This is a genomic window from Enterococcus sp. AZ080, assembly GCF_051714945.1.
Lineage (GTDB): Bacteria > Bacillota > Bacilli > Lactobacillales > Enterococcaceae > Enterococcus_B > Enterococcus_B pernyi.
This window is the reverse complement of sequence record NZ_JBIOSV010000001.1, coordinates 2,056,834-2,075,199: the sequence shown is the minus strand read 5'-3', so window position 1 is coordinate 2,075,199 and position 18,366 is coordinate 2,056,834. Positions and strand designations below refer to the sequence as shown.

At 40.6% G+C, this 18,366-nt stretch carries 19 protein-coding genes and 1 tRNA gene; 15 read left to right on the top strand and 5 right to left on the bottom strand.

Annotation, left to right across the window (positions count from 1 at the left end):
- Positions 1–4: 4 nt before the first annotated feature.
- The 7 genes from IGK01_RS09770 (at position 5) to IGK01_RS09740 (ending at position 7,425) form a co-directional block, all read left to right on the top strand.
- Positions 5–589, top strand: a complete 585-nt coding sequence (locus IGK01_RS09770; RefSeq protein ID WP_438840704.1) for a V-type ATP synthase subunit E — start codon at positions 5–7, stop codon at positions 587–589.
- A gap of 14 nt (positions 590–603) precedes the next feature.
- On the top strand, positions 604–1,590 hold the full coding sequence (locus IGK01_RS09765; protein WP_438840703.1) for a V-type ATPase subunit: 987 nt from the start codon (positions 604–606) through the stop codon (positions 1,588–1,590).
- Positions 1,580–1,891: a V-type ATP synthase subunit F gene (locus tag IGK01_RS09760; RefSeq protein WP_019723168.1), complete on the top strand. Its 312-nt coding sequence runs from the start codon at positions 1,580–1,582 to the stop codon at positions 1,889–1,891. Before IGK01_RS09765 ends, IGK01_RS09760 begins: the two co-directional genes overlap by 11 nt.
- Positions 1,892–1,911: 20 nt before the next feature.
- Positions 1,912–3,693, top strand: a complete 1,782-nt coding sequence (locus tag IGK01_RS09755; protein ID WP_023520055.1) for a V-type ATP synthase subunit A — start codon at positions 1,912–1,914, stop codon at positions 3,691–3,693.
- Positions 3,686–5,062: a V-type ATP synthase subunit B gene (locus tag IGK01_RS09750; RefSeq protein ID WP_438840702.1), complete on the top strand. Its 1,377-nt coding sequence runs from the start codon at positions 3,686–3,688 to the stop codon at positions 5,060–5,062. The genes IGK01_RS09755 and IGK01_RS09750 overlap by 8 nt, the downstream gene beginning before the upstream one ends.
- Before the next feature lie 7 nt (positions 5,063–5,069).
- Positions 5,070–5,705, top strand: a complete 636-nt coding sequence (locus IGK01_RS09745) for a V-type ATP synthase subunit D (RefSeq protein WP_010734849.1) — start codon at positions 5,070–5,072, stop codon at positions 5,703–5,705.
- Positions 5,706–6,078: 373 nt separating this feature from the next.
- On the top strand, positions 6,079–7,425 hold the full coding sequence (locus tag IGK01_RS09740; protein WP_019723165.1) for a TrkH family potassium uptake protein: 1,347 nt from the start codon (positions 6,079–6,081) through the stop codon (positions 7,423–7,425).
- Between the two features lie 83 nt (positions 7,426–7,508).
- Here the strand turns inward: IGK01_RS09740 and gloA are convergent, their stop codons facing one another.
- Positions 7,509–7,883, bottom strand: a complete 375-nt coding sequence (gene gloA, locus IGK01_RS09735) for a lactoylglutathione lyase (RefSeq protein ID WP_010734851.1) — start codon at positions 7,881–7,883, stop codon at positions 7,509–7,511.
- Positions 7,884–8,016: 133 nt separating this feature from the next.
- Between gloA and IGK01_RS09730 the strand changes: the two genes are divergently transcribed.
- Complete coding sequence (locus IGK01_RS09730; RefSeq protein WP_438840701.1) at positions 8,017–8,460, top strand: NUDIX hydrolase; 444 nt, start codon at positions 8,017–8,019, stop codon at positions 8,458–8,460.
- Positions 8,461–8,530: 70 nt separating this feature from the next.
- On the opposite strand, the gene yidA is transcribed toward IGK01_RS09730, so the two are convergent.
- The 3 genes from yidA to IGK01_RS09715 are packed head-to-tail and all read right to left on the bottom strand — an operon-like array spanning position 8,531 to position 11,542.
- A complete protein-coding gene (yidA, locus tag IGK01_RS09725) occupies positions 8,531–9,340 on the bottom strand; it encodes a sugar-phosphatase (RefSeq protein ID WP_010734853.1) in 810 nt (269 codons plus the stop codon).
- Positions 9,341–9,354: 14 nt separating this feature from the next.
- Positions 9,355–10,725 carry an HD domain-containing protein gene (locus IGK01_RS09720; RefSeq protein WP_023520052.1) on the bottom strand — a complete coding sequence of 457 codons (1,371 nt, stop codon included), beginning with the start codon at positions 10,723–10,725 and terminating at the stop codon, positions 9,355–9,357.
- Positions 10,709–11,542 (bottom strand): lipoate--protein ligase family protein, encoded by an 834-nt coding sequence (locus tag IGK01_RS09715; RefSeq protein WP_438840700.1) that lies wholly within the window; start codon positions 11,540–11,542, stop codon positions 10,709–10,711. Before IGK01_RS09715 ends, IGK01_RS09720 begins: the two co-directional genes overlap by 17 nt.
- 207 nt (positions 11,543–11,749) lie before the next feature.
- Here IGK01_RS09715 and IGK01_RS09710 point away from each other — a divergent pair, with 207 nt between their 5' ends.
- The 4 genes from IGK01_RS09710 to IGK01_RS09695 all read left to right on the top strand — a co-directional run bounded on the left by IGK01_RS09710 (position 11,750) and on the right by IGK01_RS09695 (position 14,480).
- Complete coding sequence (locus IGK01_RS09710; protein WP_010734856.1) at positions 11,750–12,181, top strand: DUF1934 domain-containing protein; 432 nt, start codon at positions 11,750–11,752, stop codon at positions 12,179–12,181.
- Between the two features lie 75 nt (positions 12,182–12,256).
- Complete coding sequence (gene rpoE, locus IGK01_RS09705) at positions 12,257–12,868, top strand: DNA-directed RNA polymerase subunit delta (protein WP_019723160.1); 612 nt, start codon at positions 12,257–12,259, stop codon at positions 12,866–12,868.
- Positions 12,869–13,149: 281 nt separating this feature from the next.
- Positions 13,150–13,548 (top strand): hypothetical protein, encoded by a 399-nt coding sequence (locus IGK01_RS09700; RefSeq protein WP_010734858.1) that lies wholly within the window; start codon positions 13,150–13,152, stop codon positions 13,546–13,548.
- Between the two features lie 302 nt (positions 13,549–13,850).
- Positions 13,851–14,480 (top strand): hypothetical protein, encoded by a 630-nt coding sequence (locus tag IGK01_RS09695; RefSeq protein WP_019724552.1) that lies wholly within the window; start codon positions 13,851–13,853, stop codon positions 14,478–14,480.
- Between the two features lie 108 nt (positions 14,481–14,588).
- On the opposite strand, the gene IGK01_RS09690 is transcribed toward IGK01_RS09695, so the two are convergent.
- Positions 14,589–14,660, bottom strand: a tRNA-Arg gene (locus IGK01_RS09690).
- 59 nt (positions 14,661–14,719) lie between these two features.
- Between IGK01_RS09690 and rpoN the strand changes: the two genes are divergently transcribed.
- From rpoN to gap, 3 genes are all read left to right on the top strand, one after another.
- Complete coding sequence (gene rpoN / locus IGK01_RS09685; protein WP_023520049.1) at positions 14,720–16,048, top strand: RNA polymerase factor sigma-54; 1,329 nt, start codon at positions 14,720–14,722, stop codon at positions 16,046–16,048.
- Positions 16,049–16,200: 152 nt separating this feature from the next.
- Positions 16,201–17,292 carry a sugar-binding transcriptional regulator gene (locus IGK01_RS09680; protein ID WP_438840699.1) on the top strand — a complete coding sequence of 364 codons (1,092 nt, stop codon included), beginning with the start codon at positions 16,201–16,203 and terminating at the stop codon, positions 17,290–17,292.
- Positions 17,293–17,332: 40 nt separating this feature from the next.
- Complete coding sequence (gene gap, locus IGK01_RS09675) at positions 17,333–18,334, top strand: type I glyceraldehyde-3-phosphate dehydrogenase (protein ID WP_010734862.1); 1,002 nt, start codon at positions 17,333–17,335, stop codon at positions 18,332–18,334.
- Positions 18,335–18,366: the final 32 nt, after the last annotated feature.

Sequence of the window (18,366 nt, the reverse complement as noted above, 5' to 3'; positions counted from 1 at the left end):
AACAATGAACGCCATTGATAATATCATTCGTCAAATGAATGAAACAGCTGAAGCAGAACGAGCGGCGTTTGAAAAAGCAGAACGTGAAAAAATCGATCAGCAGTTCAAAATCGAGCGTGCGCGTTTAGAAGCAGACGATGAAAAGCAAAAATCTAAAGAACTTGAAGAAATCGAAAAGAGTTACCGTCAATTAAGAAATCGCCAAAAGGTGGAAGTGCGTCAAGCAACACTCAATGAAAAACAAGAATTTTTACATCGTTTGTTTGCTGAAGCACGCCAAGAATTAGAAAGTTGGCCAGCAGAAGATCAACTTTCATTGATGTTCAATATGGTGCAGAATTTATCCTTATCTGGTGAGGTTACTTTATTAGCCGGAGAAAAATCTGCTGCCATTTTAACCAATGAAGTAGTGACAAAGTGGAACCAACAGTTGCCCTTCACCTTGCATCTAAGTGATCGAAGGATTGCCAAAGAAGCAGGATTTTTGATTGATGACCAAGGGGTACAATACAACTTTGTCTATAGTGATCTAGTACAAGAAGTGCAAGAACAAATGCGCTTTGAAATTGCGAAACAACTATTCGAGTAAGGAGGGATCGGTGAATGGATTATCATGAATTAAATCCCTTGATTCGTGGAAGAGAATTAGAACTTTTATCAAAAGAAGATTTTGATCGCATGATCCAGACGAAATCATTGGACGCATTAGGCGAAATGTTAAAAACAACGATTTATCATCCTTATATCTACGAAGGTTTTGAACAGGACTTTGAGGAAAATCTATTGGCTGAGTCGGGCAAACTATTTACCTGGTTGAAAGAATCGGCGCCAGAACCTGAAGTCGTTTGGGTCTATACGATGCGGTATACGTTCCATAATTTAAAAGTCCTGACAAAAGCCGAGATGACGGGTAAAAATCTGGATCACCTGTACCGTAATGATGGTTTTTATTCATGCGAAGCGTTAAAGCAAGCAATCCATACACAAGGCTCTACAGAATTGCCTTCGCAGTTGATGGATAGTATTCGTGAAGTCCATGAATACTGCGAAGAATCCTCTGTGTTACAAGGAATCGATGTTATCTATGATCGCTATTTCTTGACAGAGCAACGCCGTCTTGGAGAGAAACTTGGGTATCCGGAATTACTGGAAGAAATCATTGCGTTTATTGATTTGACTAATATCACGACGATGGCACGCGGTATCTTGCAACAACGATCCAGTGGTTTTATGACTGCAGTACTTTCAAGTTCTGGCAGTATCCCGAAAGAAACGTTTTTGAGTTTCGTCAAAAGCGAGTTGGATACCTATTTGAACTTTCTGCAAACAACAGATTATCGTCAATTGATCGAACCTGCAATCCATGAAGGAGAACTAGATTTTGTTCGATTAGAACAAATCAAAGACGATTACTTATCTTCGCTGTATGAAGCCGCACAAACGCAGGCTTTTGGCCCGTTGCCTTTACTTGCTTTCTTGAATGCAAAAGAAATTGAGAGCAAAAATCTTCGGCTATTAGTGATCGGTAAGAAAAATCACTTTGATAATGAAACGATCAGAGAAAGGGTGAGACAAGTCTATGACGCATAAAATCGGTGTCGTTGGCGACAAAGATTCTGTTTTACCATTTAAATTATTTGGGTTTGATGTGCACTATGCGACAGAGCCACAAGAAGTGAGGCGCGCAATCGAACAAATGGCAAAAAGCGCCTATGGAGTGATCTATGTCACAGAACAATCGGCGGCGATGACACCTGAGACGATAGAACGTTACAAAGAATCGATGACGCCAGCAATTGTCCTAATCCCTAGCCATCAAGGAACGATGGGGATCGGCGTAGCAGAGATCCAAAAGAGTGTGGAAAAAGCAGTTGGACAAAATATCTTATAGAATGTAAAGGAGATAGTGCATTGCAAATTGGAAAAATCATAAAAGTCTCCGGCCCTCTCGTGATGGCAAAAAATATGTCAGATGCAAGTATCCAAGATATGTGCTTAGTGGGAGAGCTAGGAGTCATCGGCGAAATCATTGAGATGCGCGGAGATGTCGCATCGATACAAGTATACGAAGAAACTTCAGGGATCGGCCCTGGTGAACCCGTTCGTTCAACAGGTGAAGCGTTGTCTGTTGAGTTGGCGCCTGGGATCATTTCACAAATGTTTGATGGGATCCAACGGCCATTGGATACGTTCATGGAGATCACGCAAAGCAACTTTTTAAGTCGTGGTGTCCAATTACCAGCGTTAGACCATGAAAAAAAATGGTGGTTTGAAGCAACTGCTGAAGTCGGGCAAGAAGTCAGTACCGGAGATGTTCTAGGTGTGGTGGATGAAACAAAGATCATCCAACATAAAATCATGGTACCTCATGGTGTCAAAGGAAAAATCAAAAAAATCGAAGCGGGATCATTTACGATCGATGAAGTGGTTTGTGTCATCGAAACAGAAGACGGTTTGCGAGAATTGACGATGTTGCAAAAATGGCCTGTTAGACGGAGTCGTCCGATCAAAGCAAAATTGAATCCGGACGCGCCAATGATCACGGGGCAACGTGTTATCGATACCTTTTTCCCAGTGACAAAAGGCGGAGCTGCCGCTGTACCTGGCCCATTTGGTGCTGGTAAAACAGTTGTTCAGCACCAAATTGCTAAATGGGCAGATGTTGATATGGTCGTTTATGTTGGTTGTGGTGAACGTGGTAATGAGATGACGGACGTACTGAATGAGTTTCCAGAACTGATTGATCCTAATACAGGTGAATCATTGATGGAACGTACCGTATTGATTGCCAATACATCAAATATGCCAGTAGCTGCACGGGAAGCATCGATCTATACAGGGATCACTATTGCGGAATATTTCCGTGATATGGGATATGATGTGGCGATCATGGCAGATTCCACTTCTCGTTGGGCAGAGGCATTGCGAGAAATGAGTGGACGTTTAGAAGAAATGCCTGGTGATGAAGGCTATCCTGCATATTTAGGTTCTCGTTTAGCTGAATACTATGAACGTTCAGGACGTGTCATTGCTTTAGGTAATGAAGAACGTGAAGGAAGCATTACAGCGATCAGTGCGGTCTCACCATCTGGTGGAGATGTTTCTGAACCAGTGACTCAAAATACGTTGCGTGTCGTGAAAGTTTTCTGGGGATTAGACTCCAGTTTGGCGCAAAAACGTCATTTCCCATCCATCAACTGGATTCAAAGCTATTCTCTTTACTCGTCAGAAGTGGGACGTTACATGGATCAGATCCTACAAGCGGATTGGGCAGAGATGGTGGCAGAAGGAATGCGTATCTTGCAACAAGAAGAGCAATTGAATGAAATCGTGCGTCTTGTTGGTGTCGATTCACTTTCAGATAATGATCGCTTGACGCTTGAAGTAGCAAAGTCCATTCGTGAAGATTACTTACAACAAAATGCGTTTGATGAGGTGGATACATTTACTTCTAGAGAAAAACAATTCAAGATGTTGAAATTGATCCTATCTTTTGGTGAAGAAGCACGTCAGGCGATTTCATTAGGTGCTTATCTCAGTGAGATCATGAAAGGAACTGTGGGATTGAGAGAACGAATCGGTCGTAGTAAATTCGTGCCAGAAACAGAATTAGAGAAATTAGATGAAATCCAAGCGAATATCAAACCAACGATCCAAGCAATCGTTTCAGAAGGAGGAATGACCGATGATTAAAGAATATCGAACAATTGGTGAAGTGGTCGGTCCTTTGATGGCGGTCGAGAAAGTCGCTGGGGTGAAATATGAAGAGTTGATTGAAGTTCGTATGCAAAATGGCGAGATTCGTCGTGGACAAGTACTTGAAGTACAAGAAGACAAAGCGATGGTCCAAATTTTTGAAGGAACTAGTGGAATCAATCTGAGAGATTCAACGGTCCGCTTTTTAGGGCATCCATTAGAGTTGGGAGTTTCTGAAGACATGATCGGTCGTGTATTTGACGGGTTAGGTCGTCCAAAAGACAATGGGCCAGAAATCCTACCAGAAAAATACTTGGACATCAATGGAGAAGTCATCAACCCGGTGGCTCGTGATTATCCTGATGAGTTTATCCAAACAGGTATCTCAGCAATCGATCACCTGAATACTTTGGTCAGAGGACAAAAATTGCCGGTATTTTCTGGCTCTGGTTTGCCACACAAAGAATTAGCTGCTCAAATTGCGAGACAAGCGACGGTGTTAGACTCTTCTGATGATTTTGCAGTTGTTTTTGCTGCCATTGGAATCACCTTTGAAGAAGCAGAATTCTTTATGGAAGACTTCCGCCATACGGGAGCAATCGATCGTTCGGTGATGTTCATGAACTTAGCGAATGACCCAGCCATCGAACGGATCGCAACGCCTCGTATGGCATTGACTGCGGCTGAATATCTCGCTTATGAAAAAGGGATGCACGTGTTAGTCATCATGACAGATATGACTAACTACGCCGAAGCATTACGAGAAATCTCTGCTGCCCGTCGTGAAGTGCCAGGTCGTCGTGGCTATCCAGGGTATCTTTATACGAATTTAGCAACTTTATATGAACGTGCTGGTCGAATCCGAGGATTAAAGGGGTCTGTGACACAAATCCCGATCTTGACCATGCCAGAAGATGATAAGACACATCCCATCCCTGATTTGACCGGCTATATCACAGAAGGACAAATCATTTTGACGAGGGAATTGTATAAGAGTGGCATCCAACCACCGATCGATGTCCTGCCTTCGCTTTCACGTTTGAAAGATAAAGGGACAGGTGAAGGGAAAACTAGAAAAGATCATGCAGCGACGATGAACCAATTATTTGCGGCGTATGCCCAAGGTAAACAAGCCAAAGAATTAGCTGTTGTCTTAGGGGAGTCGGCGTTGTCAGACGTGGACAAAATCTATGCTAAGTTTGCGGAACGTTTTGAAAAAGAATATGTCAATCAAGGATTTTATACCAACCGCTCAATCACTGAAACGCTGGATCTAGGATGGGAACTTTTAGCCATGCTTCCACGAACGGAATTAAAACGGATCAAAGATGATCTGCTTGACCAGTACCTGCCAGAAGGGGAGTGAGTGTCAGATGGTTCGATTAAATGTTAATCCGACACGAATGGAATTGACACGACTCAAAAAACAATTGACGACTGCAACAAGAGGACACAAATTGTTGAAGGATAAGCAGGATGAATTGATGCGTCAATTCATCCTACTGATCCGTAAGAACAATGAACTGCGCCAAGTAGTAGAAAAAGAAATGACAGCAGCTATGAGCGATTTTGTCCTTGCGAAAGCTTCATTACCTGAAGCCTTCATTGATGAATTGTTTGTACTACCGGCTGAAAATGTCGAGTTAGCTGTTATCGAAAAAAACATTATGAGCGTCAAAGTACCGATCATGAATTTTGAATATGACGAACAGCTAGGCGAAGCACCGGTGGATTATGGCTATTTGAATTCCAATGCAGAATTAGACCGTTCGATCGATCGTTTTACCTCATTTCTGCCTAAGCTCCTTGAGTTGACAGAGATCGAGAAAACCTGTCAACTGATGGCCGGTGAGATCGAAAAAACACGGCGCAGAGTGAATGCGTTAGAGTACATGACGATTCCACAATTAGAAGAAACGATCTATTATATCAAGATGAAGTTAGAAGAAAATGAACGTGCGGAAGTTACTCGCTTGATCAAAGTGAAAAATATGGGGAACGCTGATTAGCTAAGTCATCTGAGCAAATTAGTAACGTTGTTCGCTCATCCGAGCTACAGTTCTAAGCTCCGAAGAATAGGCCGTAAATGTCGAAAAATATCTTTAACTAATTTCGAATGTTTATGGCTTATTATATGGAGTTTTTTTTTTTGTAGAACTCATTTGAGCGTTCCTATTGTTTGTTCGAAAGCATGTGTATCAAACGAACAGGTATAAGGGAGGAAAAAGACTCAAATTCTTTGCTGGAAGAAGAAAAACAGGGTAAGATAAGGGATGAAAAGAAAGCGAGCGTTTGGCGGACTTACTTTTACATCCGTGAGAGCAATAGCTACTTCATTTGTTCGTTGCGAAGGTAGCTAACGGTCTTAGAGGAGTGATTCGAATGAAACAGAGGATAACAAAACAACTGTCACCAGTTCAATTGATTGCTGTTGGCTTTTTTCTTTTGATCTTAGTTGGTGGCAGTTTACTTACTTTGCCTTTCTTTAGTAAAAGTGGCGAACCGACGAATTATATTGATGCATTATTTACTGCAACTTCAGCCGTCTGTGTCACTGGCTTGACTACATTGAACACTGCGGCGCATTGGAATGAAGCCGGTCAGTTTCTGATCATGGTTTTGATCGAGATCGGTGGTTTAGGTTTTATGATGATCCCCATTATTTTCTTTGCAGTAGCGAAGAAAAAAGTCAGCTTTAGTATGCGGATCTTACTAAAAGAAGCATTGAATCTTGAAATCATGTCAGGTGTTATGAGTTTGATGCTCTATATCTTGAAATTCGCAATGGTCATCCAAGGGCTGGGAGCACTTGCCTTGAGTTTTACATTTGTGCCGACTTACGGATGGACAAAAGGGATTTGGTACAGCATCTTCCATGCCGTATCAAGTTTTTGTAATGCTGGGTTTGATTTGTTAGGGGATAGCTTAGCAAATGATCAGCCAAACATCTATCTCTTAATGGTGGTCTCTGCGCTGATCATTGCTGGTGGGTTAGGTTTCATTGTTTGGCGGGATCTACTTAGTTATCATAAAGTAAAGAAAATCACTCTCCACTCAAAAATTGCATTGATTGTCACTGGTGGCTTATTGGTGGGCGGTTTTATCGTCTTTTTCTTTACCGAACAAAATGCGATCCATCTAGTTGAAGGAACTTATCTTGAACGTTTAGCAAATACGTTCTTCATGAGTGTCACACCAAGAACAGCTGGTTACTACTCCATCGACTATTTACAAATGAGTCATGCCGGCTTGATGTTGACAATGATCTTGATGTATATCGGTGGAACATCCGGTTCAACAGCAGGTGGGTTAAAGACCACTACTTTGGGCATCCTATTGATTCAAATGCATGCGACATTTAACGGGAAAACCAGAGCTGAAGCTTTCGGACGAACTATTCGCCCAGCAGCAGTACTTCGCGCACTGACATTGTTTTTCGTTACATTGTCTTTATGTATGTTGGCGATCATGGTCTTGTCTGTGACTGAGACGATCCCAGAAACTTCAGGCATCGAATATATTGCTTTTGAAGTGTTCTCAGCTTTTGGAACAGTTGGGTTGACAATGGGGTTGACGCCAGATCTGACAGAAGTCGGGAAACTGATCATCATGTCATTGATGTATATCGGACGTGTAGGGATTTTAACCGTCTTTTTCTCTATTCTTGTAAAAGGAAATCAAGTAGGGACGAAGTACAAATATCCAGAAGAGAGCGTATTGATCGGTTAACAGTAAGTGGTTTTAAGAACAGAAAAAAACAGAGGAAGTTGACACGCGGTGTTCACATCCTCTGTTTTTTAGTATTGCTCTATTTATTTTGTACGAATGACTTCGATTTTGTAACCATCAGGATCGACAACGAAGTAATAAGACGGAGCTGTTCCTGGCAGTCCTTTCAAGTCAGTCACGTTGAAGCCTGCTGCTTGATGTTTTTCATGAAGTGCTTCTAAGTCTTCAACTGAAATAGCGATATGACCGTAGCCGTTTCCTAAATCATAGCCTTCATGATCATAGTTGTAAGTCAACTCTAATTCGTAATCATCTCCTGGTAAAGTCAAGTAAACCAGCGTGAACTTGTTTTCTGGAAAATCGCGACGACGACTTTCTTCAAAGCCGAATGCTGTTTGATAGAATTTTAAAGAAGCGTCAAGATCTTTAACGCGGACGCAAGTGTGAGCCATTTTCATAAGTATATCTTCCTTTCTTTTTTACCTTTTCCACATTATCATATCAAAAATTTCAAGTACGCTATGGGTTTGTGCTTGTTTATGAGAAAACTCTCATGTAGAATAGAAAGAAAAAGATGAAGGGACAATACCTATGGAAAACCCAATGTTTGGCGAAAAAGACGAGTCTGCAAATTACCAAGACCGTTACGCAGCGTATATCATTGTCGAAACACATGGGAAAATCGCAATGATCGAAGCGCCAAATGGTGCCTTTTTTTTGCCAGGCGGTGAAAAAGAGGGACAGGAAACAAATGAAGAAGCGATTTCTCGTGAATTACTGGAGGAAATGGGGATCAGCTCAGAGATTTCTTGTTATCTAGGGGAAGCAGCGGAACATTTTTACTCAAACCATCGAAAAACTTACTTCCACAATCCTGGCTATTTTTATGTAGCAAAGAGTTGGCAAAAGGTAGGGGAACCAACCGAAAAAGACCAATCGATCTGGTGGGTCACTCCTGAAACTGCCTTAGAAAAATTAAAACGAGGAAGTCATCGTTGGGCAGTGGAAAAATGGTTAGCGATGAAGCAAAATTGAACAAAAAAACAGCTCATAAGAAAGAGCCGATACTTCGGACTTTAAAATGAGCTGTTTTTATTCATTACTTTTACAAGACATATTTTTTGATTGCTTCAGCCACACCGTGTTCATCGTTGGTTGCAGTAACCACATTAGCCGCTTCTTTTATCAACGGAACGGCATTTCCCATCGCCACGCCTAATCCAGCGTATTCGATCATCGACAAATCATTTTCGTTGTCACCGATTGCCATGATCTCCTCTTGTTTGATTCCTAGATGTTGGGCTAAGTTAGCAACAGCAGCGCCTTTACTAGCTTCTTTGTTCAAGATCTCAAAGTAGAAAGGTGAACTCTTGACAGTTGTATATTTTTCGCGGAAAGTTTGTGGTAAACGAGCGATGGCCGCATCTAGGATCGCTGGTTCATCGATCATCATCATCTTCACGATACTCATATCAGGTGTCATTTCATCAGCTGTCCGATATTTCAATGGCATGTTGACTAAAAAAGCTTCATGGACAGTATAGGGACTGATATCACGATTCGTTGTATAGATCGTCTGATCATCGATCGAATGCAAATGACTCCCCACACGTCTGGCCATGACTTCGATCTCCAAGAAATCTTCATAAGTCAAGCCATGACGAGCAATGATCTTGCCGGATTTTGTTTGCTGGACTAACGCACCGTTATAAGTGATCACATAATCGTTGTCTTGGTATAATCCCAATTCATTCAATTGGTTTTTGACTCCTGGAAGCGGACGACCTGTACATAGTACGATTGCCACGTTTTTTTCCACAGCGCTTGCAATTGCTTCTTTTACTTCTTGTGTGATTTCTCTTTTTTCGTTTAACAGGGTGCCATCGATATCGATAGCGACTAATTTGATAGACATAAAATTCTCCTTAGTTAGTTTATTTCTTCAATCAATGCGCCATTATGGATATGACGCGCAAATTCTTGGTAGGTTTCATCAAAAAGATCATAGTGATTACGCAAGGTAGGATCGACCATTTCTTTTGGAAAGAAGAAGCGTTCATCTCCTTGTTCTTGCCCTGCGAGTGCAGCAACTAATTGACTGACCTCTGATAATTCTACCAAAGTTCCGTCATTTCGCAAGATTTCAATTTGTGTGCGATGTCTGCCTTCTTCTGGACGGTAAAAATCATAAGGCAGGTCATAGCTTGAATTGATGGCTGTATAATAGTTTGGATTGTAGCCCACTTTTTCGACCAAAGAGGTCAATTCAGCAATCAGTGGTGAGTGACGATCACCAGAAAACATCGCTGATTTCAATGGTTTACGATTTAAGAAGCGTTTGGCTAAGTCACTAAGGATTGGATCAGATGAATCCGTCCATTGACTGAAACACGTATTCAAGACGCCATCATCCAGCTTTAAGTACTCATCTAAACTAAATGTGCCATCTAAAAATGGCAACAGTAACTGTGAATAACGTGCAAAACTATCATCATCTTGGTGATAAAGTTCATGGGCACGATGCAATAGATGCTCCAAGACGACTTCCATTCCCCGAGAAACTGGATGAAAGTATACTTGAACATACATCTGATAGCGACTGACGATATAATCTTCTACTGCGTGCATCCCATTCATGGAAAAGGCGATTCCACCTTGATAGGGGCGAATCACACGCAAAATCCTTGTCAGATCGAACGTTCCATATTCTGTACCTGTAAAGTAGGCATCACGTAAAAGGTAATCCATACGATCGGCATCGATTTGGCTAGAGATCATTTGGACGACTTGTGGATTTGGATATGTTTTTTGGATCACACTAGCCACTTTCTCAGGAAAACCTTCTTCGACACGATTCAAAATCTGATAGACTTCCGTTTCTGGCGAAGTAATGATCTCTACAGTGATTGCTTCATGATTGGTCTGGAAAATATGTTCAAAGGTATGTGAATAAGGCCCATGGCCAATATCATGGAGTAAGGCGGCACATAAAGTCACGAGACGTTCCCGATCATCCCAACCAGAAGGACCGATTTTTTCAATGGAGAAATTTCTTGAAAAAATGTCACAGATGCGTCGGGAGATTTCGTATACACCGAGTGAATGAGTGAAACGGCTATGCTCTGCGCCATGGAAAGTAAATGACGAAGTACCGAGTTGTTTGATCCGTCGTAATCGCTGGACTTCTTTCGAATTGATCAAGTCTAAAATCACTTGATGTTGCACGTGGATGTAGTTATGCACTGGATCTCTAAAGACTTTTTCCATTGGTAATAGTTTGTATTTATAAGGTGTTGTCATAAGCCAGCTCCTTTAGTGCATTTCGTTGGGTCATACGTTCAATTTGTCCGTACCATTCATCTGGCGAAACATTCGCTTCTTGCCAAATGTCAGACCCCATAGAAATACTTGTTGGATAAGATGTAGTGAACGCTTGGATAAATGAATCTTTTACTTGAGCAACGGTCAACGGTGTATCGAATAACTTTTCTAGTGTCGCCATGCTTGTAGGTGCCACCGCAGGATAGCCGTTTGTACCGAATTGTTCTTTCAATGCTTGTTGATAAAACTGTCGCATCAGTTCGCCTCGTTTTTCTTGATCCCCATTCACGCTCAGATACATCATCACAGAGATCCCGTTTTTGATCCGCCGTTGTGCGATCCCGGCAAATTTTTTACCATTGATACTGAGATCGTAGGTACCAGGACAATAAGAATCTTTGATTTCATAGGCTTCTATTTTGTCTGCATAAACAGGAAAAGCCTGACGAGTAAGAGCGAGCATCTGTTCATATCCTTCATCGATCGAGATCTTGTTCTCATCTTCTTGTGGGAAAATCAACGAGATATTCAAAATCCCTTGGTCTGAAACGATACCTAGTCCACCAGCATTGCGGATCACCGGTGTAAATCCCGCATCTTGGATGACCTTGATCCCTTCAGATAAAAAAGGGGTTCGGGTATCCTTCATACCGAGGATGATCGTCTGTTCATATTGCCAAAAATGTAGAAAAGTTTGTTGATTTTTTTTGGCATACTCTGTTAAAATATCCGTTAAAGCAAACGGAGAAAAATCATTTGTTTGGTAGACTTCTTGATCCAAAATGATGGACGTCATGTACTCAACTCCTATTTAAATCTGCTTGAGCAGCGATTGTTACAACCTCAACTCATTCTAATATACAGGAGTATCACTCCTTCTTTCTTCATTATACTCCAAAATAAGAAAGAAGAGATGAAAAAAGTTATCTGTTCTCTATACCTGTCGGTTGACAAATCAGTGGAAAGTGGGAACAATGTAGCTATGAGAAAAGGAGAATGTCAAATGGAACGATCTGGATTACCGATTTCGATACAATTACGTACAAAAGTGAAACAACAAGGAGAGCAACAAGATTTTTATTTTGATCTGAAAGGACAAATGGTCAAAATTGGCGATACCTTATACATACGCTATAAAGAGATCCAAGAAGGACAAGAAGAAATTCCTGTCACAATCAAGATCATGCCAGATGGTCACGTGCAATTGATCCGTGCTGGTGAAATGCGTATGCGTCTAAAATTTGCCTATCGGGAGCGTCTAGAAACCCATTACCGCACGCCTTATGGAATGATCCAAGTCGACACATACACAAAAGAACTACATGTCAGTCTAAAAGATCGTCCAACGGCTGGCAAAGTCATGATCGATTACGATTTGTTCATGGGTGTCGAAAAAATAGGCGAATATGAGATGGTCTTAGATTTTACTGCATAAATAGCAAAGAAACGTTTGATTTTTTACCTGTGATTTTGTATGATAAGGAGTAGACTGTGAAAGGACGTGTCCTGATTGGAAATTAGTGTATTTGAAGGTGCAAACAAAAACGAATTATCAATGATCGAAGTCGCACACGCGATCTTAGAGCAGCGTGGTGATGTGATGGACTTTTCTGATTTAGCAAATGAGATTCAAACATATCTTGGCAAATCAGATAGTGACATTCGTGATTCACTCGCACAATTTTATACTGACTTAAATATCGACGGTAGCTTTATTTCATTAGGCGACAATCGTTGGGGCTTGCGTTCATGGTATGCCATCGATTCGATCGATGAAGAAGTCAACCATGGAATCGACGAAGAAGACGAGGATACACCACGTCGTCGTAAACGCAAAAAAGTCAATGCCTTTATCAATGATGACGAAGATGCCATCGATTATAACGATGATGACCCAGAAGATACTGATCTGTCTGACGAAGACGATGATGATCTTTTTGAAGATGAAGATGACGATGATGAAGAAATCGCTGCATACAATTCAGACTTACAAGAAATTGGTGCAGATACTGGAGACGACGAAGAAGAAATCCCAGGAAACATCGAAGAAGATCTAAGCATTATCGAAGACGATGACGAAGAAGACGAAGAATTTGAAGACGAAGATTTCCCAGAAGAATAAGTAAGAGAAATCACAAAAAACTGCAAGTTACTTGTAAAAGTAGCCTTGCAGTTTTTTTGTATTAGAATAAAAGAAAAAGTCCTAGAGAGTAAGGCAGAACGTCAACTAGAAACCAAAAGTGTTTCTCCTTAAGGATGAAGGCATATTTTTGTGGTTTATAGAAATGTTTCAGAGAAAAGCATTAGGTGATGTCAGCGAATCTTTTTTCATTTGTTGTAAAAAAGAGTATGATGAAAGTGAAACTGAGACATGACAATCAAATATAAAAGGAGACGATCGATATGTTAGATGATCAATTAAAATGTCCCAATTGTCAGACCAAATTCTATTATAATGAAGTACGTCACATTGTGAAGCATCGAGAAAAAGAAATGCCGATCCGCTGTCCTGAATGCAATGAAGTAGTCGAACGGAAACTTTCTCATGGCTATTTCGTGACATACAAAGAAACAGATTTTTCAAAGTTGGATCAAGAAGTGGAGGAAACACCGAAGCAATACAAAAGCTTGAAAACCGGTGCGGTGATCAGTGCAGATGAATACCGGGAAATGATTGAACGTCATGATTTATCTTTAAACGGACCAATGAGTTCGGAATTGATGGGCGGTATGAACTATTTTATTGAAAATGAAGCCTTGAACAACGAAGAAAGTTACGAAGATTATGTTCCTTATGATTGATAAAAAATGAAAGAGAGTGGGACAATAATCCTCTCGCACCATTTAAAATCGAATAAACCGCGGAAACAGAAGTAACTCTTCGAAAAATAAGTCGCCGTCCACCAAAATTTGAAAAATAATTTTCGTGGATGGTGCTTTATTTCTCGTGGTCAAACACTGCTGTAGTGACTTCTTGAGGAAACAAGTTATAGAATCAAGTCGGAAAATAAAAAACGATTGTTTTTTATAAAAACTCTTTGCTTCATTGGCTATTTCTGATTATGATTATAGACAGAAGAATAACAAATAAATAGGAGTAATCAATGAAAAAGTCAATACGAATAAAAGTAATCGGTTTTCTTGTGATTTTATTTGGGTTGTTTCTCTTGGTCCATTCATCACCAAAAGAGCAAACCTCTTTGAATCTTTCAACGAAAAATGAAGAAAATACATATCGTACAATGTCCAGTAAGTTGGATTTTCAGCAACTGCTTCGTGTCATTTCGAGAGAATATCAACTAACCGAAGAAGAAGCTAAAAAACAGCTCGGCTATACTGAGCAAATGGTGCAAAGCGCAATACATAATGGGGCAATCTACCGTATCTTTTCTCAAAACATAACTGTCAACAGAGTATACCAACCAAATTTATTGTTATACTGTGAAACGAGCGAAAGTGGAAATTTCCGAGCAATCAAGTCAATTTTATCCGTTCAGTTGAAATCCGCTGATCAAGGATTGGAAAAACATTTTACAGGGGATGTATTTGCTTATTTAGAGGACCCTAACCGAATATTTTATCTCATCAATGGTGATTTTTATGATCAAAAAACAGCCACTTTAAGAAACGGTTTAACGCTTCGTCAAGGTGAGGGTGTGACAGAGCGCTATACTCCTGGACCTTTAACGAATCATTTCTACTATAGTTACATAGAAGATTGGTTTACTTTTTGAAATCCCATGAAGAAATCAAAAAAAGCAGTTTTCCTAGATAGGAAAACCGCTTTTTTTCTTAGAAATTTGAAAGCAAAATCTTCACAAATATGCTAAGATAACAATAGACGCGTCCTGAGGGAATCGAACCCCCGTCTCAAGAACCGGAATCTTACGTGATATCCACTACACTAAGGACGCAAGCACTGCAACAATTGTATCGAAATCAAAAATAAATTACAAGGGGAATGGACAAAAAAATGAAATTTGAACAAAATTTTTCACAAAAACAACAACAAACACAAAAACTTGCCATGACACAACAGCTCCAACAGTCCATCCAAGTCTTGCAGTATAACAGCGAAGAGCTACTGGCTTTTGTTGAAAATCAGGCGTTGGAAAACCCCTTAGTAGAAGTGATCGAACCGGATTGGCAACCCGATTACCAAAAACGTAATGCCAGTTATGAGGGAGAAGAGATGAGCTACTTGAATCAAATTCCTGATACAACAGGCTCACTTTTTGAATCATTGATCGAACAAGTCCATTTGAATTACCGAGATACTTTCTTACGTAAGTTGATTTTATATTTGATCGAATATATCGACCTGAATGGTTTTTTGACTATTTCTTTAGAAGACGCCATCCAACAAACGAATGCGACACCGATCCAAATGCTTGACGCATTGACGCTGATCCAGCAGTTAGAGCCAGCAGGTGTTGGGGCGCGAAGTTTACAAGAATGTTTGATGTTACAAACCGAAAGAGACGATTATGCGCCCGAATTGGCTTACATCGTCTTGGAAGAATGGTTTGATCAATTAGTCGAACGCAAATGGAAAGAGATCGCCCAACATTTTGCGATTCCATTAAGCGATGTACAACGGATCTTTGACTATATCCAAACCCTTAGTCCAAGTCCTGGACGAGTCTTTGACCATAGTAGCGGTTTGTATATCATTCCCGATGTCAAAGTTGTCGTAATAGGTGAAGAAGTCCAAGTCATCTCAAATCGAGGCAACCAGCCGAATGTACGTTTTCAAGAAGCCTATTTTCAACAGATGCAAAAAAAAGCAGATAAAGAGACTCAAGCCTATTTGAACGAACGAAAACAAGAATTTGAATGGCTGCAAAAAACGATTTTGCAACGCGGTGATACGATCATGCGCGTGGCGCAAATCATTGTTTCTCGGCAAAAAGAATTCTTTACAAATGTCGCACGACCGATCCGCCCATTGACCTTAAAAGAAGTCGCAGAAGAAATCGACGTCCACGAATCAACGGTCAGTCGAGCAGTCAATGGCAAGTATCTTGAAACCGATTTTGGTGTCTTCGAATTGAAAAAGTTCTTTACGACGAGACTCCAACCTACAAATGCAGAGAGTACTGAAGACCTATCAGCAGATACCGCAAAGAAAAAAGTCCAAGAACTAGTGGATGCGGAAGATAAAAGCAAACCATTATCTGACCAAAAATTAGTAGAACTACTGAAAAATGACAAAATTTCGATTTCTCGACGAACAGTCGCCAAATATCGTGACTTGTTAGGAATCCCTAGTTCATCGAAAAGAAAACGGTATGATAGATAATTGAATGAAAGACTGGAAGAATCTTAAACATTTTTCTAGTCTTTTTTTGTTGATAAACACGGGCAAAACTGTTAGACTATGTCATGTGAGGTTGAGATTTTCCTAGTAGAAAACGTGCAAGTTGGAAAGTCCGATTTATTTTTTTAGATCACATGGGTCGTTTTGAGTCTACATTGGACGAAAAATGTCCAACTAAGGAGATCGCTATGTTAGATGAATTGAAACTGATTGAAGCTGTTGCGCCAGACATCATGGATGTTTTGCAAGAACGCTATAAGATTTTGCGCAATATTTACTGGATGCAGCCAATTGGTCGTCGTAGTTTATCGGAAAGCATGGGCATGACCGAACGTGTCTTACGAACAGAAACGGATCTGCTCAAACAACTTGAACTGATCAACGCCTCTAAAAGTGGTATGACGCTGACGAAAAAAGGAGAGGAAGTCTATCAAAGCCTCGAAGGCTTTATGGACCAACTTTTAGGAATGCATCAGATTGAAATGAAACTATCTGAGTATTTTGGAAACCAGCGCTGTATCGTTGTTTCTGGAAACAGTGAACAACAACCAAAAGTAGCAGATGCTTTTGGCGAAGCCTTAGACGAATCACTGAATCTACTACTTCCTGAAGGTGATAATATCATCGCAGTCATGGGAGGAACGACGATGGCGATCGTTGCAGAGCAATTGACTAGCTTAGAAAACAGCAAGCGCCATAATTTGTTTGTTCCTGCGCGAGGTGGGATCGGTGAGGCGATTACTGTACAAGCGAACTCAGTCAGTGCTAGAATGGCTACAAAGGCAAATGGAAAACACCGAGCACTATATGTGCCGGAACAATTAAGCTTGGCTACTTACAATTCATTACTCAATGAGCCGTCTATACAAGAAGTTTTAAACTTGATAAGTCAGGCAAATTGTGTTATTCATAGTATTGGACGGGCGTTGCATATGGCAGCGCGACGAAAGATGAATGAAGAAGAATTGCTGATGTTGAAACAAGCCAATGCCGTTGCGGAATCTTTTGGCTATTTCTTCAATGAAAAAGGAGAAGTCGTTTATAAAGTCCCACGAATCGGCATCGAATTAAATGACTTAGCTAAAGTCCCGATCATTCTTGCGGTTGCAGGAGGGAAAGCCAAAGCCAAAGCAATTCGAGCGTATATGAAGAATGCACCAAAACAAACGTGGCTCATCACAGATGAAGCCGCTGCTAATGAGATTTTAAAAGGGGTATCCCTTTAAAATAAATATTTTTTTGATTTTCATAAGGAGGAAATCTTAAATGACAGTTAAAGTAGGTATTAATGGTTTTGGACGTATTGGACGTCTAGCGTTCCGTCGTATCCAAGATGTAGATGGAATCGAAGTAGTAGCAATCAACGATTTGACAGATGCTAAAATGTTGGCACACTTGTTAAAATACGATACAACTCAAGGACGTTTCAACGGAACAGTTGAAGTTCACGAAGGTTCATTCAACGTAAACGGAAAAGAAGTTAAAGTATTAGCTAACCGTAACCCTGAAGAATTACCTTGGGGCGAACTAGGCGTAGACATCGTTCTAGAATGTACTGGTTTCTTCACTTCAAAATCAGCTGCTGAAAAACATTTAACAGCTGGTGCTAAACGTGTTGTTATCTCAGCTCCTGGTGGAGACGATGTACCAACAATCGTTTACAACACAAACCATGAAACATTAACTGGTAAAGAAACAGTTATCTCTGGTGCTTCATGTACAACTAACTGTTTAGCTCCTATGGCTAAAACATTGAATGACAAATTTGGTGTTGTTGAAGGATTAATGACAACTATCCACGCTTACACAGGTGACCAAATGACTCTTGACGGACCTCATCCTAAAGGTGACTTCCGCCGTGCACGCGCTGCTGCTGCAAACATCGTTCCTAACTCAACAGGTGCTGCTAAAGCAATCGGTTTAGTAATCCCTGAATTGAACGGTAAATTAGACGGAGCTGCTCAACGTGTACCAATCGCAACTGGTTCATTAACAGAATTAGTTACAGTTCTTGATAAAAACGTAACAGTTGATGAAGTAAATGCTGCAATGGAAGAAGCAGCTAACGAATCTTACGGTTACAACACAGACGAAATCGTTTCTTCAGATATCGTTGGTATGACTTACGGTTCATTATTTGATGCTACTCAAACAAAAGTAATGACTGTTGGTGACAAACAATTAGTTAAAACTGTTGCTTGGTACGACAACGAAATGTCATACACTGCACAATTAGTACGTACTTTAGAATACTTCGCTAACTTATAAGATAAATCGTACAAGTGTAACCTATATCCATG